Raw genomic sequence first — 25,660 nt, 5'->3', positions numbered from 1 at the left:
CGCGCGGCGCACCCCCGCCGCACGTCGCCCTCACCAGCGGATCGGCAGCGGCAACGCCGTCAACAGCGCCGACACCGCGACGACCGCGCCCAGCACCACCACCTCCGCGCGTGCGGGAGCGCAGGCGTCGAGGGGATCGTCGGTCGTGCGGCGCAGCCGCAGCCGCGCCCAGAGGGCCAGCACGGCGACGCCGGCCACGAGCAGGACCTTGGCGAACAGGGCGCGCCCGTACGCCGTCTCCGTCATCTGGTCGAGGACCGTGCCCGGCGGCATCCGGCGCAGCGTGCTCCACACCCCGGTGGCGGTGACCGCGGCGAGCAGAACGGCGGCCGCGCGCGCGTAGAGCCCCAGCAGCGCGGTGCCCGGCCCCGACGAGCGCCACGTGCGCGTGCGCAGAGTCCGCAGCACGTGCGGCAGTCCGCCGGCCCACAGCGCCGCGCACGTCAGGTGAACCACGGTCAGGGCGGTGCCGACCAGCGGGTCGTGGTAGTCCGTGGTCGGGTGGGCGCGCAGTGCCTCCGCGACGACGACGGCGGCCAGGGGGAGTGCCTGGGCGGCCGGCCGACGGGACAGCGCCAGCAGACCGGCCGCCGCGAAGGCGTTGACCTCCAGGAGGGCGAGCTTGCCGTCCCGGGTCTCGTAGAGGCCGCCCACGTCGATGTCGGCGGGGGAGTCCGGTACCAGATTGCCGGTGGCCACGACCGAGGCGAGCCCCAGCGAGGCCAGGAGACCGGCCCCGGCGGCCCAGGGTGCCCAACTGCGCGGCGCCTGCCCGGGCGCGCCGGGCACCCGCCGCACCAGCAGCGCCACGAACAGCTCACCCGCCGGCACGCACAACGCCACCAGCAGTACGGTCCGCAGCAGGGCGATCCCACCGGCCCCGGGTGCCCCGGCCTCACCGGTGCCGTCCAGCGCCATCCGGGGCCCCAACAGGGGTATCAGCGCCCCCACGGTGACCAGGAGGAGCATGACGACGGCCCGCCGGATCCCTCTCCCGGTCAGGCCGGTCCGCCGCTCAGGCCCCGCCGTCTCCGCTTCCGTCGCCGCCGCCGTGCGTCTCGTCAGGTTCACCCCGGAAAGTTCACCAGCCGTACCAGAACCGGGCAAGTGCCGGAAAACAATCGTCAGTTCGATATTTCGCCCATGTGTGCGGTTCCGGGCTGCGGGTGACTCAATGCCGACTCGACTCGACGCGACCCCAGCGCGCCTCGTCCGCTCCCCAGACCCCGGGCGGCCGTGTCCAGTCCTCCGGCCCGCCCTCGAAGGAGACCGGTGACCGTGCGTACCGGAGCCGTCCCAGCGGGCTGTCCCGCTCGGCGAGCCACGCCTCCGGGCCGTCGTAGTCCGCGCGCCCGTCACCGCTTCCGGGGCTGTCCGGGTCGGGCTCGACGCCGTCCGTCAACCAGGCCGCCGTACGCGCGAGCGCCAGCCGGACGACGCGACCGCCGCCCCCGTCGACCCGCTCGGTGAGCGCCCGCAGTACGGCCGCCGCCAGCAGATACCCCGTCCCGTGGTCCAGCGCCTGCGCGGGCAGCGCGCCCGGCCGCTCCAGGGAACCCTCGACCGCCGCGATGCCCGTGGGCACCTGCACCAGGCTGTCGAAGCCCCGCCGCCCCGCCCACGGCCCGTACGTGCCCCACGCCGAGAGCTGGGCCACGACCAGCCCGGGCCGCCGCTCGACCAGCGCCTCGGGCGACAGTCCGAGGCGGTCCAGCGCGCCGGGCCGGTATCCGGTGACGACGACGTCCGCCTGCGCGAGCAGTGCTTCGAAGGCCTTGGGGTCCGCGGCCAGATCGAGCGTCGCCGACCGCTTCCCGAAACCCGTGTCGGCGTGCTGGTCGAGGATCTCGGGCATCCCCGGCGGGTCGATCCGCAGCACGTCCGCGCCCAGCAGCGCGAGCGTCCGCGTGGCCACCGGTCCCGCTATGACCCGGGTCAGGTCCAGGACACGCACCCCGGCGGCCGGTGCGGACACCTCCGCCCCGGTACCGAACACACGCGCGCGTGAGGCGCCGGCGCCGTCCCACCGCCGCCACTCGACCAGCGGACGCTCCCGCACGGCCGCCGCCTGCTCGTGCGCCGCCCACTCCTTCGGCGTCCGCAGGGCGAACGCCAGACCCCCGGCCGCGCACACGGCCTCCTCGACCTCCAGGGACGACCGTTCGGCGAGCGCCGAGCCGACGGCGGGCACTCCCTCATCAGGCAGCTCACCGACAGGCACGCCCAGCGCGGACAGCAGCCGCTCCCGGTGATGCGGATAGTTCGCGTGCGTCCGCACCCACCCGTCCGCCGTCCGCCAGAACCGCGACAGTGGCGCGAAGTTGACCGGCGCCCGCCCGTCGATCAGCAGATGACGTTCACTCACGAAGGCCGTACCGACCGCCCCGTCGTCCACCCGCACCCGGGGGACCTCGGCGAGCCCGGCCCGGCGCGCGCCCAACTCGGCCGCCGCCAGCGCGCACACCCCGACGCAGGTCCGCGCCAGCTCCCGTACGGGCAGCCGGGCGTCGAGCACCCCGCTCCGTACGACGGTCGAGACCCTCGGCAGCACAGCGGGATCGCCGCCCAGGGCCGCCCACACACCATCCATGTCAGTCATGATCCGAACCTACGCAACGGAAGGGCCGGGCGGTGTACCACCGCCCGGCCCGACGTCCGTGGAGAGATCCCTACCTGGTCACCGCGTCCAGCGCGTCCGTGGTGCCGAAACCGTAGAAGCCGTTGTAGTTCCTCGGCCCCTCGCAGACCGCGTCGACCTTGCCGTCCTCGTCGATGTCGTACGGGTCGGTGCAGGGCGTGGCGTCGGCCTGGGCGTACAGCAGGGCCTTGACCAGGGCGGCCGGAGCGTGCGGATGGGTCGACTTGATCAGGGCCGCGACGCCCGCGACGTGCGGCGACGCCATCGACGTACCGGCCATGTAGCCCCACCTGCCGCCGGGCAGCGGACCCAGGATCAGTCCGCTGGTGGCGGGCGGGGCCGGGGTCTGGAAGCGGGTCGAGTCGCCGCCGGGTGCGGCGATGTCGATCACGCCCAGACCGTGGTTGGAGAAGGACGACTTGATGCCCTTGGCGCCGGTCGAGGCGACCGTGACGACACCCGGCAGCTGGGTCGGGATGTCGAGGCACTCGGACGGGTCGATCACCCGGTCCGACGGCGTCGAGTCGTTGGGGGAGACCGGGTCGGTGATCTCGTCGGCCGCGAGGTCGTAGTTCTCGTTGCCGGCCGCGGCGACATTGACCGCGCCCCTCTTCTCCGCGTACTTCGTCGCCCGGCCGAGGGCCTCCACCAGTGCCTTCTGGTCCGGGTCGTTCTTGCAGTTGAAGTACCAGGGATCGGTGTAATAGCTGTTGTTGGTGACGTCCACACCGTGCTCGGCCGCCCACATGAAGCCGCAGACAACGGCCTCCGTGTAGAAGTAGCCGGCGGTGGTCGACACCTTGATGCCGGACACCTTCACCCCGGGCGCCACACCCGTGACACCGACGCCGTTCTTCGCGGCGGCGATCTCACCGGCCACATGGGTGCCGTGCGCGCTCTCCGTGGGCCCCGGCCGCCAGGCCCCGTCGCTGGTGTCGGGCTTGCCCGTCACACAGTTGACGGAGGCGTCGCGGTCGAAGTTCGGCGCGATGTCCGGGTGCGTGTCGTCGACACCGGTGTCGATGACGGCGACCGTGACGTCCCGGCTGCCGAGCGACACCTCGTGGGCCTTGTCGGCCTTGATGGCCGGCAGGTCCCACTGCAACGGCTCCAGCGGGTCCTGCCCGTCCGCCGCCTCGACGTCGGCGACCTCCTCGGCGGTCAGCACCTTCGGGGTGCCCACGTCGGTGGTCGACTGGGCGGGCAGCGGCGCGGTGCGGGTGGCACCGGCCGACTGGACCCCCCGCACCTCACGGATCTCCGCGGCGAAGCCGGGGTTCGCGGAGTGGACGACCACGACCCCGGTCCGGTCGTACGACGTCACGATCGTGCCGCCGGCCTCCGCGATCGCCTTCTTCACGTGCGCGGAGGCCCGTGCCCGGCGCGCACGTTGACGACATGGCTGAGCCCGGGCGCGTCGGACTGACCGGCCGAGGCGGCCGATCCGGCCGACTCGGCCGCCGAGGCCGTGATGTCAGGTACGACGAGCAGCGCGGTCGCCATGGCCGTCCCCAGCGGGATCGCGGTCGGACGACGGGAGCGCTTGAGAGGCGCTGCCATGCTGTCTCCAGTTCGCCGTGGCTGCTCGCCGCTGTGGTTACTTGACGGCCTTCAGGGCGTTGACGATGCCGAACCCGTAGAAACCGTTCACGCTGGGGCTGCCTTCGCAAACCGCGTCCTGGACGCCGTCGCCGTTCTGGTCGTACGACGTCGGGCAGGCCTGCTCGTCCGCCTGGGCCTTCAGCAGCCACTGCAGCTGCTTCGGGGAGGCCCACGGGTGCGTGGACTTCAGCAGCGCGGCGACACCGGCGGCGTGCGGCGACGCCATCGAGGTGCCCTGGAGGTAGCCGTACTCGCCGTTCGGCATCGTGGACAGGATGCGGCCGTTCTTCGACGGCGTGTCCGGGATCTGGTAGCGGCTGTCACCACCCGGGGCCGCGATGTCGACGACGCCGTTGCCGTACGTGGAGTAGAACGACTTCTCGTTCTTCACACCCGTCGCGCTGACCGTGACGATGCCCGGCAGCTGGGTCGGCACGTCGAAGCACTCGCTCGGGTCGATGGTGCGCTCGACCGGTGTGGTGTCGTTCGGGCTGGACGCGTCCAGGATCGCGTCGGAGGCCAGGTCGTGGTTGGAGTTGCCGGCCGAGGCCAGGTGCAGGGTGCCCTTCCGGGTGGCGTACTTCTGCGCCCGGTTCACCGCGTCGACTATGGCTTCCTGGTCCGGGTCGTCCACGCAGTTGTAGAGCCACGGGTCCACGTAGTAGCTGTTGTTCGTGATCTCCACGCCGCGGTCGGCGGCGAAGACGAACGCGCAGACGACGGACTCCGCGTAGAAGAGGCCGCTGGCGCGGTCGGTCACGTTGATGCTGGAGACCTTCACACCCGGCGCGACACCGGCGACACCGACGCCGTTGCGGGCCGCGGCTATCTCACCGGCCACATGGGTGCCGTGGTAGTCCTGCGGGGTGTACGGCCGCCAGGAGCCCTCGCTGGTGTCCGCGACACCGCCGTTGCAGTTGGCGGACTGGGACTTGGAGAAGTTCGGCGCGAGGTCCGGGTGGGTGTCGTCGACGCCCGTGTCGATGACCGCGACGGTGACCTTCTTGCTGCCGTCGTCGATCTTCGCGGCCTGGTCGGCGCCGATCGAGCGCAGGTCCCACTGGTCGGCCTCGAGGGGCTCGGCGTCGGGGATGTCCGCCGAGGCGGCCTTCACCTTCGCGGCCTCCGCGTCCGTCAGCATGTCGACGGCACCCACGTCCGTCGTGCCGGCAGGGGTCAGCGGCGAGGTCCGGGTGGCACCGGCGGACTGCACCCCACGCGCCGCGCGGATCGTCGCACCGAACGCGGGGTCGGTCGAGTGGACCACGATCACGCCGATCTTGGCGTAGGTGACCACTATCTTGCCGCCGGCCTTGGTTATCGCCTTCTGCACGGAGGCGATCGTGCGCTTGTCCGTCTTCGTGTTCACGACGTACGACAGGTTCGGGCCCTCCGCGGTCGCGGCGGTGGACTCCGTGACCGGGGCCGCCGAGGCGACACCCGGCAGGAAACCGAGCGAGGCGGTCAGCGACAGGACGACCGGCACGGCGAGTGCGAGCTGTCGTCTGGAGCGCAGATGAGCCATGGGATCTCCACATCATCCTCAAAGAAACCGGCCCGAGACACACGGGTGCCCGGGCAGGTACATGACGTTGGTGGTGCAGCCCGAAGCTATCCCTGGTCGTCGCCGGCCAGCAATGACTTCACGGGCGGGAGGCCGAAGTAGAGGGGTAACCCTCGAAGTCACCGCACCTCCCGGCCGTTTCCCCACGGCCGCGTGTCGAACGTGTACGGCTCCCGCGGCGCTTTCCGAATCGGTTTTCGAAAGAAACACGCACGGTTGAACCGGTCCTCGTGTGCCGCCGTGACGTTGAGCAGGGAGCGCGAGCACGATCGCGCACCCGTCACCGAAGGAACAGAGCCGACCCCATGTCCGAACCCAGTCCGTCCCCCGATCCGACGGCGAAAACGTCACCGCCCACCGTCGAGAAGGCGGCTCAGACGCGAGGAGACTCCGTGGCAACCGACGCACCGCCCCCAGCGAAGGCAGAGCATCACCTCCCCTCACCTGAGGAGTTCGCCGCGGTCCATGAGAGCGCCGAGTTCGCCGAACTGCGCCACTCCTACCGCTCGTTCGCCTTCCCGCTGACCGTGGGCTTCATCGCCTGGTACCTGCTGTACGTCCTGCTCTCCAACTACGCGGGCGACTTCATGGGCACCAAGCTCTTCGGCAACATCAACGTCGCCTTCATCCTCGGCGTCGCACAGTTCGTCACCACATTCCTCATCGCCTGGTGGTACTCGAAGCACGCCGCCGCGAAGCTCGACCCCAAGGCCGAGGCGATCAAGTCCCGGATGGAGGGCGGCGCATGAGCCCCGTACAGCAGACGTTCCTCGCGGCCAACGAGGCCAGCGAGCACCGGCCGCTCATCATCACCCTGTTCGCGCTGTTCGTCCTGGCGACCCTCGGCATCACCGTCTGGGCCGGCCGCCAGACCAAGGACGCCGCCGACTTCTACGCGGGCGGCCGCCAGTTCAGCGCCTTCCAGAACGGCCTCGCCGTCTCCGGCGACTACATGTCCGCCGCGTCGTTCCTCGGCATCGCCGGCGCGATCGCGCTCTTCGGCTACGACGGCTTCCTCTACTCCATCGGCTTCCTGGTCGCCTGGCTGGTCGCCCTGCTCCTGGTCGCCGAACCGCTGCGGAACTCCGGCCGCTACACCATGGGCGACGTGCTCGCGTACCGCATGCGCCAGCGCCCCGTGCGCACCGCCGCCGGCACTTCCACGATCGTCGTGTCGATCTTCTACCTGCTGGCCCAGATGGCGGGCGCGGGCGTCCTCGTCTCGCTGCTCCTCGGCATCACCTCCGACGCGGGCAAGATCCTCATCGTCGCCCTCGTCGGCATCCTGATGATCGTCTATGTCTCCATCGGCGGTATGAAGGGCACCACCTGGGTCCAGATGGTGAAGGCCGTGCTGCTCATCGGCGGCACGCTCCTCATTACGTTCCTGGTGCTGCTGAAGTTCAACTTCAACATCTCCGATCTGCTCGGCACCGCCGCCGAGAACAGCGGCAAGGGCGCCGCCTTCCTGGAGCCCGGCCTCCAGTACGGCGCCACCGGCACATCCAAGCTGGACTTCATCTCCCTCGGCATCGCCCTGGTCCTCGGCACCGCCGGTCTGCCGCACATCCTGATCCGCTTCTACACGGTGCCCAACGCCAAGGCCGCCCGTAAGTCCGTGAACTGGGCCATCGGCATCATCGGCGGCTTCTACCTGATGACCATCGCCCTCGGCTTCGGCGCCGCCGCGCTGATCTCCCAGGACGAGATCATCGCCTCCAACCCATCGGGGAACACGGCGGCCCCGCTGCTCGCCCTGCACCTCGGCGGTGTCGACTCGGCCTGGGGCGCGATCCTGCTCGCCACGATCTCGGCGGTGGCCTTCGCGACCATCCTCGCCGTGGTCGCCGGCCTCACCCTCGCCTCGTCGTCCTCCTTCGCGCACGACATCTACGCCAACGTCATCCGCAAGGGGAAGGCCTCCGGTGCCGAGGAGGTCCGCGCCGCCCGCTGGGCGACCGTCTTCATCGGCATCGTCTCCATCGGCCTGGGCGCCCTCGCCCGCGACCTGAACGTGGCCGGTCTGGTCGCGCTCGCCTTCGCGGTCGCGGCCTCCGCCAACCTGCCGACCATCCTCTACAGCCTCTTCTGGAAGAAGTTCACCACCCAGGGCGCGCTGTGGTCGATCTACGGCGGTCTGATCGTCGCCGTCGGCCTGGTGCTGTTCTCGCCGGTGGTCTCCGGCGACCCGAAGGCGATGTTCCCGGACGTCGACTTCGCCTGGTTCCCGCTGAAGAACCCGGGCATCATCTCCATCCCGTTCGGCTTCCTCATGGGCTTCCTCGGCACCGTCCTGTCCAAGGAGAAGCCGGACGAGGCCAAGTACGCCGAGCTGGAGGTCCGCTCCCTCACGGGTACCGGCGCGCACTGATCCGGCCCACCGCGCACGGGGCCGCCGTAGATCCCTACGGCGGCCCCGCGTGCTGCCCGGGTCGTAGGGACCTACGGCGATTACTCGCCGCGTCTCGTGCGATCGGGCCGGTGATGTTGTCAGCGCGGTCACGTAGGCTCGCAGATGTCGAACGATTGTGATCCGCCGCGAGGGAGGGGGCCCACGTGCTCATCGACACCTACGGCCGAGTGGCCACCGACCTGAGGGTTTCGCTGACCGACCGGTGCAATCTGCGCTGTACGTACTGCATGCCCGAGGAGGGCCTGCAGTGGCTGGCCAAGCCCGACCTGCTCGACGACGACGAGATCGTCCGTCTCATCGACATAGCCGTCCGCGTCCTGGGCGTCGAGGAGGTCCGCTTCACCGGCGGTGAGCCGCTCCTGCGCCCCGGCCTGGTCGGCATCGTGGAGCGCGTGGCGGCCCTCGCCCCCCGCCCCCAGATGTCCCTGACCACCAACGGCATCGGCCTCAGGCGCACGGCGACGGCCCTGAAGGCGGCGGGCCTGGACCGGGTGAACGTCTCCCTGGACACCCTCCGCCCGGACGTCTTCAAGACCCTCACCCGCCGCGACCGCCTCAAGGACGTCCTGGAGGGCCTGCAGGCCGCCCGCGACGCCGGCCTGACCCCCGTCAAGGTCAACTCGGTCCTGATGCCGGGCCTGAACGACAACGAGGCCCCCGACCTCCTGGCCTGGGCCGTGGAGCACGAGTACGAGCTGCGCTTCATCGAGCAGATGCCCCTGGACGCCCAGCACGGCTGGAAGCGCGACGGCATGGTGACCGCCGGCGACATCCTGACCTCCCTGCGTGCCCGCTTCGACCTCACCCCCGAGGGCCAGGACGAACGCGGCTCGGCCCCGGCGGAACGCTGGCTGGTCGACGGCGGCCCCCACCGCGTGGGCGTCATCGCCTCCGTCACCCGCCCCTTCTGCTCCGCCTGCGACCGCACCCGCCTCACCGCCGACGGCCAGGTCCGCACCTGCCTCTTCGCCCGCGAGGAGACCGATCTGCGCGCCGCGCTGCGCTCCGGCGCCCCGGACGAGGAGATAGCCCGCATCTGGCGCCTGGCGATGTGGGGCAAGAAGGCGGGCGCGGGCCTCGACGACCCGTCGTTCGTCCAGCCCGACCGCCCGATGTCGGCGATCGGGGGCTGACAGCCGCGCCCCAGGCCCCTACCCCTCGGGCGCTTCCCACTTCTCCAGCTCGACGACATCCTTCAAGAAGCCCCGCACGCCCAGGAACTGCGACAGATGCTCCCGATGCTCGTCGCACGCGAGCCACGTCTTGCGCCGCTCAGGCGTGTGCAGCTTGGGGTTGTTCCAGGCGAGCACCCAGACCGCGTCGGCCCGGCAGCCCTTGGCCGAACAGATGGGGGAGGACGGATCGGAGCCGGGGACGTTGAGGATGTTCACACGTCGACCCTAGCCGCAGGGATCCGGCCGTAGAAAAGGCGACGCCGAGCAGCCACGGGGGGAGCTGCCCGGCGTCGGTCTGTCGCTCCGACGGGGGATGCGGAGCGCGTACGAAGTATGTCACGGGTAGGCCTCTGCCCGGCACAGGAACTACATGATTGATCTGAGCTCTTCTTGAGCTTGGCGGGTGGCCGGATTCCGCTTCGTACGGACGGTCTCGGGGCCGGAGCTCAGGCCCGCTCGCGCGGCTCGCTCCGCCGGCCCGCCGCGCTGTCGGCCGCAGGGTCGGCCGCGGAGTCCTCCGGGACGGATTCCGCGGGCGGCGTGATCATCGGTCGCATGGGCGCCCGCACGAACGTGGACGGCAGCGAGGGCGCGTTCTCCCGGCCCGCGTTGGCGATCACCACGGCGATGTACGGCAGCACCGCGCCGAGCACCAGCGCCACGACCGCGACGTGCCGTTCGACGTTCCAGAGGACCGCGGCGGCGATCACCGCGAGGGTGCGCACGGACATCGAGATGATGTAGCGACGCTGTCGGCCGCGGACGTCGTCGGCGAGGCCCTGCCGGGCACCCGTGATCCGGAAGACCTCGACGTTGCCATGCTTCCGCATCGCGTTCCACCACCTGCCTGTATCGGAGGCACCCGGCCCGTTCCCGCCCGTGTCCGCTCCAGGGAACGCGGTCCGGACGAGCTCAACGTTACGCCGCGTCTGCGCCGCCCACGAGACCGGGTCACCTTCCACGGAGAGTGCGGGACATGCGCCGTAGCGCGTACAGCGGTGCCCGACATGCGGCGTACCGCAGCCGGGCCGACACTGGGCGTAATGCTCGCGTCGAGCCGTACGAGGAGGCAGCCATGGGCTGGTTGTGGGCGATCATCGTGGGATTCGTACTGGGCCTGCTGGCCAAGGCGATCCTCCCGGGCAAGCAGCACAGCCCGCTCTGGCTGACGACGATCTTCGGCATGCTGGGCGCCGTCCTCGGCAACGCGATCGCACGCGGTTTCGGCGTCGAGGAGACCGCCGGCATCGACTGGAGCCGCCACATCTTCCAGCTCGTCGCAGCGATCGCCATCGTGGCCCTGGGCGACATGGCGTACATGGCGACCCTGGGCAAGAGAAAACAACGACGGGTCTGAGCCCCGTAAGGGGCGCGGGCAACTGCGCGAGCGACCACAACGAAGCGGCACTCGGCAGCTCACCCACGCCCCTAGGCCCCAGTCACCTCGACCGCGGCCAGGTTCTTCTTCCCCCGCCGCAGCACCAGCCACCGCCCATGGATCAGCTCTTCCCGGGAGGGCACCGCGTCTTCGGCGGTGACCTTCACGTTGTTCACGTACGCCCCGCCCTCCTTCACGGTCCGCCGCCCCGCGGACTTGCTCGGCACCAGCCCGACCTCCGCGAAGAGGTCCACGACCGGCGCCAGCTCGGTCACCCTCGCGTGCGGCAGCTCGGAGAGCGCCGCGGCCAGCGTCTTCTCGTCCAGCTCCGCCAGCTCGCCCTGACCGAACAGGGCCCGGGACGCGGCGATCACGGCGGCCGTCTGTCGCTCCCCGTGCACCAGCGTCGTCAGCTCCTCAGCCAGCGCCCGCTGCGCGGCCCGCGCCTGCGGCCGCTCCTCCGTCTGCTTCTCCAACTCCTCAAGCTCCGCACGGGACTTGAAGGACAGGATCCGCATGTACCGGCTGATGTCCCGGTCGTCCACGTTCAGCCAGAACTGGTAGAACGCGTACGGCGTGGTCATCTCCGGGTCGAGCCAGACGGCGCCGCCCTCGGTCTTGCCGAACTTGGTGCCGTCCGCCTTGGTCATCAGCGGGGTGGCCAGCGCGTGCGCCTCCACGCCGGGCTCCAGCCGGTGGATCAGGTCCAGACCGGCCGTGAGGTTGCCCCACTGGTCGCTGCCGCCCTGCTGGAGGGTGCAGCCGTACCTCCGGTAGAGCTGGAGGAAGTCCATGCCCTGGAGGATCTGGTAGCTGAACTCGGTGTAGCTGATGCCCTGGTCGGACTCCAGACGACGGGCGACGGAGTCCTTCGTCAGCATCTTGTTGACGCGGAAGTGCTTGCCGATGTCCCGCAGGAACTCGATGGCGGACAGGCCCTCGGTCCAGTCGAGGTTGTTGACCATGACGGCCGCGTTCTCGCCCTCGAAGGACAGGAACGGTTCGATCTGGCCGCGCAGCTTTCCGACCCAGCCGGCGACGGTCTCCGGGTCGTTCAGCGTGCGCTCCGCCGTCGGGCGGGGGTCGCCGATCAGGCCCGTCGCACCGCCGACCAGCGCCAGCGGCCGGTGACCGGCCTGCTGGAGCCGACGCACGGTGAGCACCTGCACCAGATGTCCGACGTGCAGGGACGGCGCGGTCGGGTCGAAACCGCAATAGAACGTGACGGGACCGTCCGCGAGCGCCTTGCGCAAGGCGTCCTCGTCGGTGGACAGGGCGAACAGGCCCCGCCACTTCAGCTCGTCGACGATGTCCGTCACGGTTCTCGTGTCTCCTCGAGTGGGTCGCACCAGGTGGATCAGGTACGAGGTTATACGCCCTGGCTGACAGAACTCATATTGAAATCCGGCACCCGCAGGGCGGGCATCGCGGCCCTGGTGAAGTAGTCGCTCCACTCGCGCGGCAGCGTCTTCTCCGTGCGCCCGGCCTCCGTGGCCCGGCCGAGCAGGTCCACCGGCGACTCGTTGAACCGGAAGTTGTTGACCTCGCCCGTGACCTCGCCGTTCTCCACGAGGTAGACGCCGTCCCGGGTCAGCCCGGTCAGCAGCAGCGTGGCCGGGTCGACCTCGCGGATGTACCAGAGGCAGGTCAGCAGCAGCCCGCGCTCGGTGTCCGCGACCATCTCCTCCAGGGAGCGGTCCGCGCCGCCGTCCAGGATCAGGTTGCCGATCGTCGGCACCACCGGCAGCCCCGTCAGACCCGCGCTGTGCCGGGTCGTCGGCAGGTGCGCGATCTCGCCGCCGCTGATCCACTCGGTCGCCTTCAGCGGCAGCCCGTTGTCGAACACCGAGCTGTCGCCGCCGGAGGAGTGGGCCAGTACGAAGGGCGCGGTCTCCAGGCCCGGCTCGTCGGGGTCGCTGCGCAGGGTCAGCGGCAGTTCGGTCAGCCGCTCGCCGATCCGGGTGCCGCCGCCGTGCTTGCTGAACACCGTCCGGCCCTCCGCCGCGTCCCGCGCCGACGCCGACCACATCTGGTAGATCAGCAGGTCGGCCACGGCGGTCGGCGGCAGCAGCGTCTCGTACCGTCCGGCGGGCAGCGGCACCCGCCGCTCGGCCCAGCCCAGGCGTACGGCCAGCTCCGCGTCCAGGGCCGCCGGGTCGACGTCCTTGAAGTCCCGGGTGGAACGCCCCGCCCAGGCGGAACGCTTGCGGTCCGGGGACTTGGCGTTCAGCTCCAGCGTCCCGTTCGGCTGGTCGTGGCGCAGCCGCAGCCCGGTGGACGTGCCGAGATAGCTCGACACCAGCTCGTGGTTGGCGAAGCCGTACAGCTCACGCCCGCCCGCCCGCGCGCGTGCGAAGGACTCGCCGAGGGCCGGCGCGAAGTCGGCGAACACGGCGGAGGAGGTCTCGGCGGGCGCGTCGGTGAAGTCGGGGGAGTGCGGCACCCCCGTGACCAGCGGCTGGGCGTCCTCGGCCGGACCGGCGCCGCGTGCGGCGGCCTCGGCGGCCCGCACCAGCGGCTCCAGCTCCTCGGCGGTGACGGCGGCCCGCGACACGACGCCGGAGGCGGTGCCCTCCTTGCCGTCGACGGTGGCGACGACGGTCACCGACCGGCCCCGGGTGACCCCGTTCGTGGTCAGCGCGTTGCCGGCCCAGCGGAGGTTCGCCGTCGAGTACTCGTCGGCGATCACCACACAGCCGTCGGCCCGGGAGAGGCCCAGGGCCCGCTCGACGATCTCGTGCGGCTTGTGCGCCTTGCCGTTGCGCGCGCTCATCGACCGGCCTCCTGCGTGGTGTTCAGGCTGTGCTCGCCCGGGGGACGACCCCCGGACCCCCGGCAGATCCCGTGGTGCGCGCTCATCGACCGGCCTCCTGCGTGGTGTTCAGAATGTTGACGCCCTTGAAGAGGGCCGACGGGCAGCCGTGGGACACCGCGGCGACCTGACCCGGCTGGGCCTTCCCGCAGTTGAACGCGCCGCCCAGGACATAGGTCCCCGGCCCGCCGACGGCCGCCATGGATCCCCAGAAGTCGGTCGTCGTCGCCTGGTAGGCGACGTCCCGCAGCTGCCCGGTGATCCGCCCGTTCTCGATCTTGAAGAACCGCTGCCCGGTGAACTGGAAGTTGTACCGCTGCATGTCGATGGACCACGACCGGTCCCCGACGACGTACACGCCCCGGTCGACCCCGCCGATCAGATCCTCCGTCGACATCCCGGCCGGATCGGGCTTCAGCGACACATTGGCCATGCGCTGCACCGGAACGTGCCCGGGGGAGTCGGCGTACGCACAGCCGTTGGAGCGGCCGAGGCCCGTCAACTTCGCGATGCGGCGGTCGAGTTGGTAGCCGACCAGGGTGCCGTCGCGGACGAGGTCCCAGCTCTGGCCCGCCACGCCCTCGTCGTCGTACCCGATGGTCGCCAGACCGTGCTCGGCGGTGCGGTCACCGGTGACGTTCATCAGCTCGGAGCCGTACCGGAGCTTGTCGAGCTTGTCGAAGGTGGCGAAGGACGTGCCGGCGTACGCGGCCTCGTAGCCGAGCGCGCGGTCCAGCTCGGTGGCGTGGCCGATGGACTCGTGGATGGTCAGCCACAGGTTCGACGGATCGACGACCAGGTCGTACACGCCCGCCTCGACGCTCGGTGCCCGCATCTTCTCGGCCAGCAGCTCCGGGATGCGCGCCAGCTCGTCGTCCCAGTCCCAGCCGGTGCCCGTGAGGTACTCCCAGCCGCGCCCGACCGGCGGTGCCAGCGTCCGCATCGAGTCGAACTCACCGCTGGACTCGTCCACCGACACGGCGGTCAGCGACGGGTGCAGCCGTACCCGCTGCTGGGTGGTGACGGTCCCGGCGGTGTCCGCGTAGAACTTGTTCTCGTGGACGGTGAGCAGCGAGGCGTCGACGTGGTTGACCCCGTCGGCCGCCAGCAGCCGCGTGCTCCACTGCGTGAGCAGCGCGGTCTTCTCCTCGTCGGGGACGGTGAACGGGTCGATCTCGTAGGAGGAGATCCAGGTCTTGTCCGCGTGCACCGGCTCGTCGGCGAGTTCCACCCGCTCGTCGGACCCGGCGGCCTTGATGACCTGCGCGGAGAGCTTGGCCATGGCCACGGCCTGCGAGGCGACCTTGGCGGCGGCGTCCATCGTCAGGTCCACCCCGGACGCGAACCCCCAGGTCCCGCCGTGCACCACCCGCACCGCGTACCCGAGGTCGGTCGTGTCCGACGACCCGGCCGGCTTCGCGTCCCTGAGCCGCCAGGACGCGCTGCGCACCCGCTCGAACCGGAAGTCGGCGTGATCGGCGCCGAGGGCACGGGCGCGGGCGAGCGCGGCGTCGGCGAGGGCGCGCAGGGGCAGTGCGAGAAACGTCGCGTCAATCTCATGGGGCACGATGGCCCTCCTCCTCTTCGACCCCGTTGGGCAGGCACACCCGCGCCGAAGCGGGCGCACCGAAGTGCAATGATGCGCCACTTCGGCGGATGACCGCGTCTGTTTCCCGATCGGCCGGTGATCTCGCGCCCTCTGGCGCGCGTCGGTCATATCTGATGCGCGGTTGCCTCACGGACTGTCAGATGCTCATGGCAATATCTGGGCATGGAGGGGTGGGGACTTGGGTTCCGCACGTGGTCGTTGTCCCTGGACGACGTCCGCATGCGGCGATTACTGACGCGACACGCGTGCCTGCGCCAGCGAAGGTGTGTGCACGGAAAGACCGTGGGGGCGGGGCCGCCGGTCACACGCAAGGAGGCCCAGTCGGCGCGAGTGTGGCTGACCAGGGCGCGGGAATCCCAGCTGACTGACACCGCACAGTGTGCGCTGGTCACCGCGGCCAGGGCGCTGCGGGCGGAGTACGGCTTCCCTGAAGAGGTGGTGGCCGAGCCGTCCGAGGAACAACTGTTCACGATGCTGACCGTGCTTGAACCGGAGTTCGCGCACTGCGTCGTGCTCGGCCTGTCGAACCCGGTGTTCAAGAACCTGCCTGCCGCCGTTCTCGTCACGCGCCGTCCGCAGGTGTACTTCAGAGCGGCGGACAGTGAGCCGCCGCCCGATGCCCGGGACATCGGTCCCGCGCTGAGCGTTCCCGCCCCGCCCGCCGAGTCCGACCAGAAAGCGGAAACTGCCACGATGACGTCGCCAGAGCAACAGGACTCCCGGATCCCTGATGACGGGCAGTTGCGTGCGCTTCGGGACTCCGCCGCCCAACTGCGCTCCCTCGGTACAGAGTTGGCGCGAGCGCTGCGCGAGACGGCCCAGCTGATGAGCGAGGGGCGCCACCTGGCGACGCAGGCGTGGACGGCCGACGCGGTGGCCGACTGGCGGCGGTTGCGCGCGCTGCTGGCAGGGAGTGTGGCTGAGGTGGGTGGGGCCTGGGGCTCGGACTCCGGACATGAAGAGCTGGAGGCCGAGTTCGACCGTCTGCAGGTCGAGGCCTCGCAGGCGCGCGAGCGTCGGCTGGACGAACTGCGTCAGCGAGAGGCCCAGCTGCAGACGATGGTCGCCGTGTCGGACGCCGCTGTCGCCGCGCATCTGGAGCAGGCGCTGGAGCAACTCGCGGTGCAGATCGCCGACTTGGAGAGCGGTCGGGGCGAGGAGAAAGCCTCGGTCGCGGAGCCGGCTGATGGGGAGGCCGAAGCCCGCCCGGTGACGAGACCGGACACGTCGGCGGACGCAGTCCTTGTGGCAGCTCCCTCCCAGATCTCCGCGCCCGACGGGCCCGGCGCTCCGGCCGCTGAATCCGGTGAGGCGCCCAGCGATGAAGCCGCCGCCGAGGAGCCCGATGCCCTCGGTCCGGACGAGGTGACCGTCGCCGGGGAGACCGACACCGGCCCGACCGACGCGAGCCCGACTGTGGCCGTGGAGCCCGCGGCCACGCCGGAGGCCGTGCCGCAGGTGTCCTCCGCGGCAGCCCCCGCCGTCCCGTCCTCACCGGAGACTGCCGCGGAGGACACCTCCCCGCAGCCGCCTGCGGCCCCGGAGGACGCCCCGTCGACGGCTGCGGACGTCGCTCCGCCCGGCCCGCAGACCGCGGATGTGCCGTGGCCTGTCGGCATGGACCACGCGGACTGGGATCCTGCGGCTCCCTGGGAGACCAGCCAGGACTCGCCGGTGGCGCGGTTGATCAGTACAGGGCAGCTGTCGCACGCGTACTGGATGACGGCCGCGTCCCAGGAGCCGGAACCACGCGCCCAGGCGCTGGCCTTCGCCGCCGCGGCCTTCGGCTGTGTCGGCAGCGACGAGGCCACCCAGGTGCAGATCGACTACGACATCACGCCGGAGCGCGTCGCCGAGGACAGGGAGGCGGCGATCGTGGCCACGGTCGCCGCGCTGAGGGCCGGCCTCACCGCAGGCTGGCCGCATGTCCTGGTCAGCGACTTCGCTACGCCTTCCGGACTGTCCGAGCCTTGGCAGCAACTGCTCACCGTGCTGGTCACGGCGGTGCGGGACTGCCGGACCTTCGTCCCCGGCGCCATCGGTGACCTGGCGGGCCCAGGGGACACCGTCACCCTGGGCGATCTTGGTGAGGAGGCGCGCGTTCTGCTGGAGGACCTGCCCCGCCGGAAGATCAAGTACCAGCGGGCCTCCCGGGTGCTGCAGTACCTGACTGGCCCGTCGGGCGCGCCCCACAAGGCGCTCAAGGCGGTGGTCGACTGGTCCCAGGGCGGCGACGCTGCCCCGCTGGCGGTACTGAGCGAGAACATGCGGCGACCGGAGTACGTGGATCGGCTCATCGAGGAGGCCGACAGCCGCTTCCGTACGCCGAAGCAGTCGAAGGAGGCCATCCATTCCGGTGCACTGCGTCAGCTCCACGCCGCAGTGCGGTCCGTGAGTGAACTGCTGGCCAAGGCCGACGCGGTGGCCACAGCAATGCGTAGCCGTGGCGCCGCGCACGGGAGCGACCTGCCCCAGCTGGCCACTGCCATCAACCAGCTGGAGTCGTACGGTCCGCCGCCCGGCGTGGGCGGAGCCACGCTGGGCCTGCTGCGAGAGTGGCTCGTCGGTCAGTACGTCGCTGACACCGGGGCGTCGGCGGAACGCACCCCGTCCCACCACGCCCTGTCCGCGGACTGCCTGCTGCTCGCCCCGGACCTTCCCAGGGACATCGAGGGACGACCCGACCTCGCCGACCCGCGCACCCCGCGGGCGATGGCCGCGCTCCTCGCGCCCGCGTCACCGGATGCCGCCCTGAGCACCTACGTGGAAACCGGAGACCTGCACCTCGCCAAAGGGCTGATCGCGTGGGTGGAGCGCAACCCGTCCCTCCTGGCGTCCTTGCCGGAGGACTGGGCCGATGAGGCGACCCGTCGCTGCCGTGAGGCGGAGAAGGGCTGGCGCGACCGCACCGCCGAGTACCACCGCCGGGCCGCCGGACACCTTGCCCAGATCCGCACCCTCAACCTGATGGCACCGGACGTCGAACGTGACCTGACCGGCCGGCTCCAGGAGTTCGCCGACGGGGACGAGGCCGGACGCTACCGGTACGCACGCGAACAGCTGGCCCGGTTGGTGCAGGAACTCGCGGGTCTGGTCAAGGACTCGACCGGGCGACTGCGCCAGGACCTGGAGCGCCTGCGCCTCGATCGGGAACGTGTTCTGACGGAGAACGACCACGACCGCATCCGGGCGCTCATCGACGAGGGGGACACGGTCACCGCCCAGGAGTTCCTGGCCCTGGCGATCGGGGGGCACAGCCTCCCCGATCGTCCCGAGCACGATGCGACCGAACTCGTCGATTTCGTGTCGGGGCTCACAGGCCCCGGCATGCCCCGGCCCGGCGGCGAGGGCGTCCATGCCTCGTGGTGGGTCCACAACTATGATTCCGGCGAGCGGCTCACGGCCGCGGCGGCGCAGGCACTCGAATCCTGGCAGGCGCTGTGCACCAAGAAGGGCCGCAGCAGTGAATGGCAGCAGCACATTCCGCGCGTACTGCGCCTGCTGGGTCTGGAACCCGCCGGGCAGCTCCACTCCGACCGCCCTGGCCAGGGCGTCCGCCGGCTCAAGGTCCGCGCGACCGTCGCGGAGGACGCCGGTTACGTCGCGGCCCTCGGATCCCGTGCCACGTCGTACACGATTCTGCTCGTGTGGGAGGAACAGCGTGCGGGCGGTCCGCTGACGCACCTGGAGGACGCCGATGTCGACGCGAACATCGTGCTGTACCTCCATCCGCTGGGCCTGGCCGGCCGGCAGGCGCTCGTCGAGGCGGCCTCCGGACGTGCTCAGCAGGCACTGGTCATCGACCCGGCCGTCTTCGGCTGGATGGTGGCCCGGGCTCCCCGCTCGTTCCGATCCCTGCAGCGGATCACCCTGCCGTGGACGTCGTTCAACCCGTACACCCCCTTCGTCGCCGGATTGGTACCGCCGGAGGTCTTCTACGGGCGCGACGACGAGCTCCGGGAGGTCATGGACCCCAACGGGGGGCTCTTTCTCTACGGCGGGCGGCAGTTGGGCAAGTCCGCACTGCTCCAGCGGGTGGCCGAGCTGTTCCCCAGCCGGTCGGAATCCAATGTCGCCGTCTATCTCGACCTGCTCAAGGCCGAGATCGGCCAGGCCGAGCCGCCGGAGCAGATCTGGTCGCTGCTGGCCGAAGGGCTCAAGAGGCGTGGGGTCTTCGACGCGAAGATGTCCGAACGTGGCGGCCCCGACGTGGTGGCCAAGCGGATCCGTGACTGGCTGGACGCGGACGAGTCCCGACGACTGCTGATCCTCGCGGACGAGGCCGACGCCTTCCTCACCGCTGACTCGCGCCGTGTCTTCCGCAGCGGCGGCGAGTCGACGTTCCAGAACGTCAAGCGGTTCCAGCAGCTCATGGAACAGACCAACCGGCGCCTGAAGGTGGTGTTCGCCGGCCTCCACCAGGTGCAGCGGTTCGGCGACCTGTCGAACGTCTCCACCGCCCACGGTGGCCCCGACGTCCTGGTGGGGCCACTCAAGCCGCACGCCGCGGTCAGGCTGGTGACCGAGCCGATGGCCGCCCTGGGCTTCGTCTTCGACCGGCCCGAGCTGGTGTGGCGGATCCTCGCCATCACCAACTACCAGGCCAATCTGGTGCAGATCTTCTGCAGCGAGCTCATCCGGACCCTCCAGGGGCGCGCGCACCCGGAGCCCGAGCGGCCCATGCGGATCACGGAGGAGGACGTCCAGGGCGTCGCCGCTTCCGAGACGGTCCGGCGGCGTCTGGCGGAGCGGCTGCGCTTCACCATCAACCTGGAGGACCGCTACCGGGTCCTCACCCTGGTGATCGCCCTGCGCAGCCTCGCCGACAAGTACCGGGGCGACTACACCGCCGAGCAACTGCTCGACCTGGCTCGGGAGGCCTGGCCGCAGGGCTTCGACGGCCTGGGGGTGAAGCGTGTCGAGATCTACCTCACCGAAATGGTGGGCCTGGGTCTGCTCGTCCAACTCGGCGACCGGTCCCGGTTCGCGGTGCGCAGCCCCAATGTGGTCAACATGCTGGGAACCCGCGAGGAACTGGAACTGGAGCTCAAGGAGACGGAGTTCAGCCTTCCCTACGACTACGACCCGCGCGCCGCGCGCCGACTCCTGGGACGGGACCCCAAGGACCGTATCCAGCGATACAGCCCTCTGACCGAGGGACAACTGCACGAGGCGGCCCAGCCCGGCGTGACCCTCATCGGAGTGACCGAGTCCTATCGGCCGCCTTTGATGATCAGGGCGGCCGAGGCCTTCGCCGAGGCGCGCGGAGTGGAGGTGCGCAAGGTCAAGGCACCCGATGACCTGCGCTTGGCGCTTCGGGACGCCGCGCGGCTGCGACGCAACTACGTCCTCGTGGCCGACCTGTCCAGCCTGAGCAAACAGGAACTGGCCACCGCGGTGCACCTGTGTGCGGAACACGCTGGACCCGCGGCCGACGTTCCGGTGCGCTCGGCTGTCCGCAAGCACACAGGCAACCGCTCGGTGTTCCTGCTGGGTGACGCGCTCGCGACGGGCGCACTGGCGGACGAGGCCCGCGAGGGGACGCGACTGCCGGTACGGTTCCTGCACCCCGAGCGGTGGACCGTGGACAGCCTCCGCGCCTGGCCCGAATGTCCGTTCGTGTCGAGGACCGAGCGAAGCAGTCTGATCCGGGTGACCGGTGGATGGGCTCCCTGGGTCGAGCTGGCCATCACCGAGGTCTCGGTCAACGGCGCGACCCTGGACAGCTCACTGGACGCCGTGCGCCACGCCATCCACAAACCGGGGAACCTCGCCGCGCACTGGAAGCAGACCGGACTCGACACTCGCGATGAGCAACTCCTCGGCATGTGGACGTCGTACGTCGACGAGGGGCAAGGGGTGCCCCTGGACGACGTAGCGGCGGCGATCGAGCAGCCCCTGGAGGAGGCCAGGCTCTGGCTGGGCCGTCTCGATCTGCTCGGGGTGCTGGACTCCCTGTCCGGAGGACACGCTGTGGACGCCGTCACCTTCCGCGCGGCCCGCGCTCGTACGGCCGGAGGGTGACGCGTGGAGCTCAGCGCCCGAGCGCTGTCCGAACTGCCCGGTGTGCGGCGCCAGATCAACAGGATCGCGGCCGATCTGGCGGCAGGCATACATTGCCTCTGGCTGCTCCCGGACGACCTGGTCGAGGGAGGCTACGCCGACGAACTGCACCATGTGGCGCTCTGCGCCGCACCCGATCGCCTCGCCATACCGGCACGCTCCGAGTCGGAGACGTCCTCGGTCCCGCCCCTGGGAATCCTTCCTGAGCAGACAGGCTGGGCCCTCGACGATCTGCCCCTCCTGGAGGACTACGACGACGGGTTCGACCTCGGACGGGAGCCGGTCTTCCCGCGCCAGCGCAGCGTGCCGCGACTCACTGATGCACCGGAAGCGCCGGAGTCCGGACTCCTCGCCCGGCTGGCCAAGGAACTGTCCGTGCCCCCGAGGGAGGCCGTCGACACCCTCGTGGACCCCGACCGGCGATGGCGGCCGGTGATCGGCGTCCGGGCATGGGAGGAGTCGGAGGCAAGTGGGGCCTCCGGCGATCCGGAGCAGGAGCGCGGCCGGGAGGTGGCCCGTCTCATCCGCTCGCTCAACGCGGCGGCGAAACAGGCAGGTCTGCAGCCCGAGAACCGTCCCCGGCTGCTGGTGACGGCCCGAGTCGACGACCTTCCGCCCCGGTTTCCCGACGAACTCGAACTCGACCTGGCCACCTCGGCCGTGCACTGGTGGTGGGGGACCGTCGACCGGCTCGACAGCGCGACGGTCGTCTCAGCTGTGGCCGCCGACGTCTCCCGCGACACCCATCGGCGCGGCGAAATCCCTCGCGACCGCATCCTGCGCGCTGTCCGCGACGAGGTGGTGAGCGAGGTGTGCGGGCCCGATCCCGTGCTCGGCTGGCGACTGGCCCGGCGTTGGGACGGCAGCCAAGCCACGCTGGAGGACAGCCTGCGGGCGTGCCTGGACGGCGTGCGGGCGGTCCCGCCGGAGGAGCCCTTGACCGTTCCTTCGGGTGTCGGCTCCGGGCACCGGCCGGCGACCGGGCTGCGCCCGGCCTGGGCGCGCGGGCTGCTGCAGGCCTGGGACGGCCGCTCACGCGTCCACCCGGTGGTCTGGTGCGGCGACCGGAGTCGCTCGGACCACTTGAAGATCCTGGTCAGCCAAGCCCAGGCGCGGGTACTGCTGCCCTGGATCGAGGAGGCTCGCCAGCGTATGGCATTGCACGCCCTGTCCGCGGCGACCAGACCCGTGGCCGAGCTGATCGACCTCTATGTCGAGCGGCCTCCGGCCGGATACCGCACCCGCGCGCAGGAGGTGTTCCGCACCATCGAGGTCGGACCCTTGCTCCGTGCCTGCCGCCAGGGCCACCTCAACCTCCCCGTCGAGGACCGACGGCTGCTGGAGCAGCTCGTCCTGGCCCGGAACGTGCTGTCGCACCGAGGGGTGTTGTTCGACCGCACTCTGCACATCCTGTGCGACGAACTGGCCTGGGCGGATCAGCGCTGGACCGGGGACATGTGAGAAACGGGTGGCACCGCGTCACCGGTCGCCGCTAAAGGCAGGCCTGTAGGAATCCCACAGCACTGGCTGTCTCCCACTGTCGGTGCCCGAATGCCCTCCGCGGAGGACGGACCGATAGGTTTTCGGAGAAGCCGCCTGTCATCGAGGTTTTCGGGCGGGTGTGTCAGACCCCTATGGAAAGGGTGATCCGTTGAGCCGCTCGGTTCTCGTCACCGGAGGCAACCGGGGCATCGGCCTCGCCATCGCCCGCGCGTTCGCCGACGCCGGCGACAAGGTCGCCGTCACCTACCGCTCGGGGGAGCCGCCGGCCGGCTTCCTGGCCGTCAAGTGCGACATCACCGACCCCGAGCAGGTGGAGCAGGCCTACAAGGAGATCGAGGCCGAACACGGCCCGGTCGAGGTCCTGATCGCCAACGCCGGCGTAACCAAGGACCAGCTCCTGATGCGTATGTCCGAGGAGGACTTCACCTCGGTCATCGACACCAACCTCACCGGCACCTTCCGCGTCGTCAAGCGCGCCAACCGCGGCATGCTGCGCGCCAAGAAGGGCCGGGTCGTCCTCATTTCCTCGGTCGTGGGCCTCTACGGCTCGCCCGGTCAGGCCAACTACGCCGCCTCCAAGGCGGCCCTGGTCGGCTTCGCGCGCTCCCTCGCCCGTGAGCTGGGCTCGCGCAACATCACCTTCAACGTCGTCGCCCCCGGCTTCGTCGACACCGACATGACCAAGGTGCTCACCGACGAGCAGCGGGCGGGCATCGTGCAGCAGGTGCCGCTCGGCCGGTACGCGCAGCCCGAGGAGATCGCCGCGACGGTGCGGTTCCTCGCCTCGGACGACGCCTCGTACATCACTGGAGCCGTCATCCCCGTAGACGGCGGACTGGGAATGGGTCACTGATCACCATGAGCGGAATCCTCGAGGGCAAGCGCGTCCTGATCACCGGTGTGCTGATGGAGTCCTCCATCGCCTTCCACACCGCCAAGCTGGCCCAGGAGCAGGGCGCCGAGATCATCCTCACGGCCTTCCCCCGGCCCACGCTGACCGAGCGCATCGCCAAGAAGCTCCCCAAGCCCACCAAGGTCATCGAGCTCGATGTCACCAACGACGAGCACCTCGGGCGCCTGGCCGACATCGTCGGTGAGGAGCTGGGCGGTCTCGACGGTGTCGTCCACTCCATCGGCTTCGCCCCGCAGGACGCCCTTGGCGGCAACTTCCTGAACACGCCCTTCGAGTCCGTCGCCACCGCGATGCACGTCTCGGCGTACTCCCTGAAGTCGCTGACCATGGCCTGCCTGCCGCTGATGCAGAACGGCGGCTCGGTCGTCGGCCTCACCTTCGACGCGCAGTACGCCTGGCCGCAGTACGACTGGATGGGCCCGGCCAAGGCCGCCCTGGAGGCCACCAGCCGCTACATGGCCCGTGACCTGGGCAAGCAGAACATCCGCTGCAACCTCATCTCCGCCGGTCCCATCGGTTCCATGGCCGCCAAGTCCATCCCGGGCTTCGGCGAGCTGGCCGCCGTGTGGGACGACCGTTCGCCGCTGGAGTGGGACCTCAAGGACCCCGAGCCGGCCGGCCGCGGTGTGGTCGCCCTGCTCAGCGACTGGTTCCCCAAGACCACCGGCGAGATCATCCACGTGGACGGCGGGCTGCACGCGATCGGCGCCTGAGCGACACCGCTGCTCCAGGCTCCACCACCGCTCCAGGCTCCACCACCGTTCGAGGGCGCGCATCCATTCGGGTGCGCGCCCTCGCCGTACTCCTGTCCGCCGGGATCATCACTCGTTCGGCTCATCCGGCGGGCCCCCGGGGCCGGGTACCGCGCACGCTGGACGTGCACCGCTCAGCCACTCGGCCGAGGAGGTCACCCTTGTGCGCATCTCCCACAGCATCGCCCCAGCTGTCGTCGCCCTGGTTCTCGTCCTCACCCTCCCGTCCGAATCGGCACCGAACGCGCGCGAGGAGGCCGGGCAGCGGCACGCGCGCGTAATGGCGGACGACAAGCCCGAAGAGCACGATTCGTTCGGGGCGGCCTGCTACAGCACCGTCACCGGTTCCCAGGTGGTCGGGTACTGCTTCAACCCCCACTCGGTCGTCGACCACGTCCGTCTGCACATCGAGTGCGCGCGGTGGTGGGACATCGACAGCGACAGCGCCGCGGTCGAGACCACTCCCGCGCGGACGGTACGGCTCACCGGCCGCTGCTGGAAGGAGGTCCGCTCGGTGTGGTTCAGCCACCAGCGGGGGGAGGGCTGACAGGGGGCGGAGGGCCGACCCGGCCGGGACGGCAGTGGAACGGATAGCCGGCCGCCTCCGCCGCGGCGGTCCGCGCGTCACCCGCGCGGATCGCGTCCACCAGCCGGGCGTGGTCCATGTACGTCTCCGGCGTCAGCTCCTCGCCCACGTCACCGCGCAGCCAGTCCCGCAGGACCTCGCCCAGGTCCGCGTAGACCGTCGTCACGACGTCGTTGTGGGACGCGGCCACGACCGCCATGTGGAAGGTCGCGTCGGCGGTCACGAAGGCCTCCGCGTCGCCCGAGGCCCATGCCTGCTCGCGGCGCGCCAGGAGCGCGTCCAGCTGCCTGAGGTCCTTGTCGGTGCGCCGCTCGGCCGCCAGCTTCGCCGCGCTCGACTCCAGGGCGGAGCGCAGCTCGGCGATGTGGCTCGGGTCGGCGTCCGCGAAGCGGCGGTGCATCACGCCCGCGAGCTCGCTGGTCGCGACGACGTAGGTGCCGGAGCCCTGGCGGATGTCCAGCAGGCCGTTGTGCGCGAGCGCCCGGACGGCCTCACGGACGGTGTTCCGGGCGACGCCCAACTCCTCGACCAGCTCGGGCTCGGTGGGGATGCGTGAGCCGACCGGCCACTCGCCCGAGGTGATCTGGTTCCGCAGCGCGGCGATGACCTGCTCGGACAGCACCGATCGGCGGGGATGGCTCAGCGGCATGGC

Annotated in this window: 18 protein-coding genes and 1 pseudogene; 9 read left to right on the top strand and 10 right to left on the bottom strand. The window is 70.7% G+C overall.

Annotated features, from left to right (window positions below):
- Positions 1–30: 30 nt before the first annotated feature.
- From E4N62_RS13525 to E4N62_RS13510, 4 genes and pseudogenes are all read right to left on the bottom strand, one after another.
- Positions 31–1,071, bottom strand: a complete 1,041-nt coding sequence (locus tag E4N62_RS13525) for a CopD family protein (protein ID WP_230214279.1) — start codon at positions 1,069–1,071, stop codon at positions 31–33.
- A 100-nt stretch (positions 1,072–1,171) separates the two neighbouring features.
- Positions 1,172–2,599: a CoA transferase gene (locus E4N62_RS13520; protein ID WP_230214278.1), complete on the bottom strand. Its 1,428-nt coding sequence runs from the start codon at positions 2,597–2,599 to the stop codon at positions 1,172–1,174.
- Positions 2,600–2,669: 70 nt separating this feature from the next.
- A pseudogene (locus tag E4N62_RS13515) lies at positions 2,670–4,198 on the bottom strand (S8 family serine peptidase).
- A gap of 37 nt (positions 4,199–4,235) precedes the next feature.
- Positions 4,236–5,765, bottom strand: coding sequence for a S8 family serine peptidase (locus E4N62_RS13510; RefSeq protein WP_230214277.1), 1,530 nt, complete (start codon positions 5,763–5,765; stop codon positions 4,236–4,238).
- 431 nt (positions 5,766–6,196) lie between these two features.
- Here E4N62_RS13510 and E4N62_RS13505 point away from each other — a divergent pair, with 431 nt between their 5' ends.
- The 3 genes from E4N62_RS13505 to moaA all read left to right on the top strand — a co-directional run bounded on the left by E4N62_RS13505 (position 6,197) and on the right by moaA (position 9,350).
- Complete coding sequence (locus E4N62_RS13505) at positions 6,197–6,553, top strand: DUF485 domain-containing protein (RefSeq protein ID WP_230214276.1); 357 nt, start codon at positions 6,197–6,199, stop codon at positions 6,551–6,553.
- Positions 6,550–8,175, top strand: coding sequence for a cation acetate symporter (locus E4N62_RS13500; RefSeq protein ID WP_230214275.1), 1,626 nt, complete (start codon positions 6,550–6,552; stop codon positions 8,173–8,175). Before E4N62_RS13505 ends, E4N62_RS13500 begins: the two co-directional genes overlap by 4 nt.
- 185 nt (positions 8,176–8,360) lie before the next feature.
- Positions 8,361–9,350, top strand: a complete 990-nt coding sequence (gene moaA, locus E4N62_RS13495; protein WP_230214274.1) for a GTP 3',8-cyclase MoaA — start codon at positions 8,361–8,363, stop codon at positions 9,348–9,350.
- Positions 9,351–9,368: 18 nt separating this feature from the next.
- Here the strand turns inward: moaA and E4N62_RS13490 are convergent, their stop codons facing one another.
- Both E4N62_RS13490 and E4N62_RS13485 read right to left on the bottom strand, forming a co-directional pair.
- Entirely contained in the window at positions 9,369–9,608 is a 240-nt protein-coding gene (locus E4N62_RS13490; protein ID WP_230214273.1) for a hypothetical protein, read from the bottom strand.
- Positions 9,609–9,838: 230 nt separating this feature from the next.
- Positions 9,839–10,222 carry a DUF3099 domain-containing protein gene (locus E4N62_RS13485; protein ID WP_230214271.1) on the bottom strand — a complete coding sequence of 128 codons (384 nt, stop codon included), beginning with the start codon at positions 10,220–10,222 and terminating at the stop codon, positions 9,839–9,841.
- A gap of 245 nt (positions 10,223–10,467) precedes the next feature.
- Between E4N62_RS13485 and E4N62_RS13480 the strand changes: the two genes are divergently transcribed.
- On the top strand, positions 10,468–10,749 hold the full coding sequence (locus E4N62_RS13480; protein WP_184895760.1) for a GlsB/YeaQ/YmgE family stress response membrane protein: 282 nt from the start codon (positions 10,468–10,470) through the stop codon (positions 10,747–10,749).
- Between the two features lie 71 nt (positions 10,750–10,820).
- Here the strand turns inward: E4N62_RS13480 and tyrS are convergent, their stop codons facing one another.
- The 3 genes from tyrS to E4N62_RS13465 form a co-directional block, all read right to left on the bottom strand.
- Positions 10,821–12,089, bottom strand: a complete 1,269-nt coding sequence (gene tyrS / locus E4N62_RS13475) for a tyrosine--tRNA ligase (RefSeq protein WP_230214268.1) — start codon at positions 12,087–12,089, stop codon at positions 10,821–10,823.
- Positions 12,090–12,139: 50 nt separating this feature from the next.
- Positions 12,140–13,543, bottom strand: coding sequence for a metallopeptidase TldD-related protein (locus tag E4N62_RS13470; protein WP_230214266.1), 1,404 nt, complete (start codon positions 13,541–13,543; stop codon positions 12,140–12,142).
- An 82-nt stretch (positions 13,544–13,625) separates the two neighbouring features.
- A complete protein-coding gene (locus E4N62_RS13465) occupies positions 13,626–15,149 on the bottom strand; it encodes a TldD/PmbA family protein (RefSeq protein ID WP_230214259.1) in 1,524 nt (507 codons plus the stop codon).
- A gap of 309 nt (positions 15,150–15,458) precedes the next feature.
- Between E4N62_RS13465 and E4N62_RS13460 the strand changes: the two genes are divergently transcribed.
- From E4N62_RS13460 to E4N62_RS13440, 5 genes are all read left to right on the top strand, one after another.
- Positions 15,459–21,215, top strand: coding sequence for a hypothetical protein (locus E4N62_RS13460; RefSeq protein WP_230214257.1), 5,757 nt, complete (start codon positions 15,459–15,461; stop codon positions 21,213–21,215).
- A 3-nt stretch (positions 21,216–21,218) separates the two neighbouring features.
- On the top strand, positions 21,219–22,715 hold the full coding sequence (locus E4N62_RS13455; protein WP_230214255.1) for a hypothetical protein: 1,497 nt from the start codon (positions 21,219–21,221) through the stop codon (positions 22,713–22,715).
- A gap of 190 nt (positions 22,716–22,905) precedes the next feature.
- On the top strand, positions 22,906–23,610 hold the full coding sequence (fabG, locus tag E4N62_RS13450) for a 3-oxoacyl-[acyl-carrier-protein] reductase (protein WP_230214253.1): 705 nt from the start codon (positions 22,906–22,908) through the stop codon (positions 23,608–23,610).
- A 5-nt stretch (positions 23,611–23,615) separates the two neighbouring features.
- The gene (gene fabI / locus E4N62_RS13445; protein WP_059079452.1) at positions 23,616–24,383 is read left to right on the top strand and encodes an enoyl-ACP reductase FabI; all 768 of its coding nucleotides are present in this window, start codon (positions 23,616–23,618) and stop codon (positions 24,381–24,383) included.
- Positions 24,384–24,585: 202 nt separating this feature from the next.
- Positions 24,586–24,969 carry a hypothetical protein gene (locus E4N62_RS13440; protein ID WP_230214250.1) on the top strand — a complete coding sequence of 128 codons (384 nt, stop codon included), beginning with the start codon at positions 24,586–24,588 and terminating at the stop codon, positions 24,967–24,969.
- Here the strand turns inward: E4N62_RS13440 and E4N62_RS13435 are convergent.
- A complete protein-coding gene (locus E4N62_RS13435) occupies positions 24,944–25,657 on the bottom strand; it encodes a FadR/GntR family transcriptional regulator (RefSeq protein WP_230214247.1) in 714 nt (237 codons plus the stop codon). The two genes, E4N62_RS13440 and E4N62_RS13435, sit on opposite strands and share 26 nt — an antisense overlap.
- Positions 25,658–25,660 lie beyond the last annotated feature (3 nt).

It is taken from the genome of Streptomyces sp. MNU76, assembly GCF_020982545.1.
Lineage (GTDB): Bacteria > Actinomycetota > Actinomycetes > Streptomycetales > Streptomycetaceae > Streptomyces.
The sequence above is the reverse complement of the archived record's forward strand: the minus strand, read 5'-3'. Positions and strand labels throughout refer to the sequence as shown.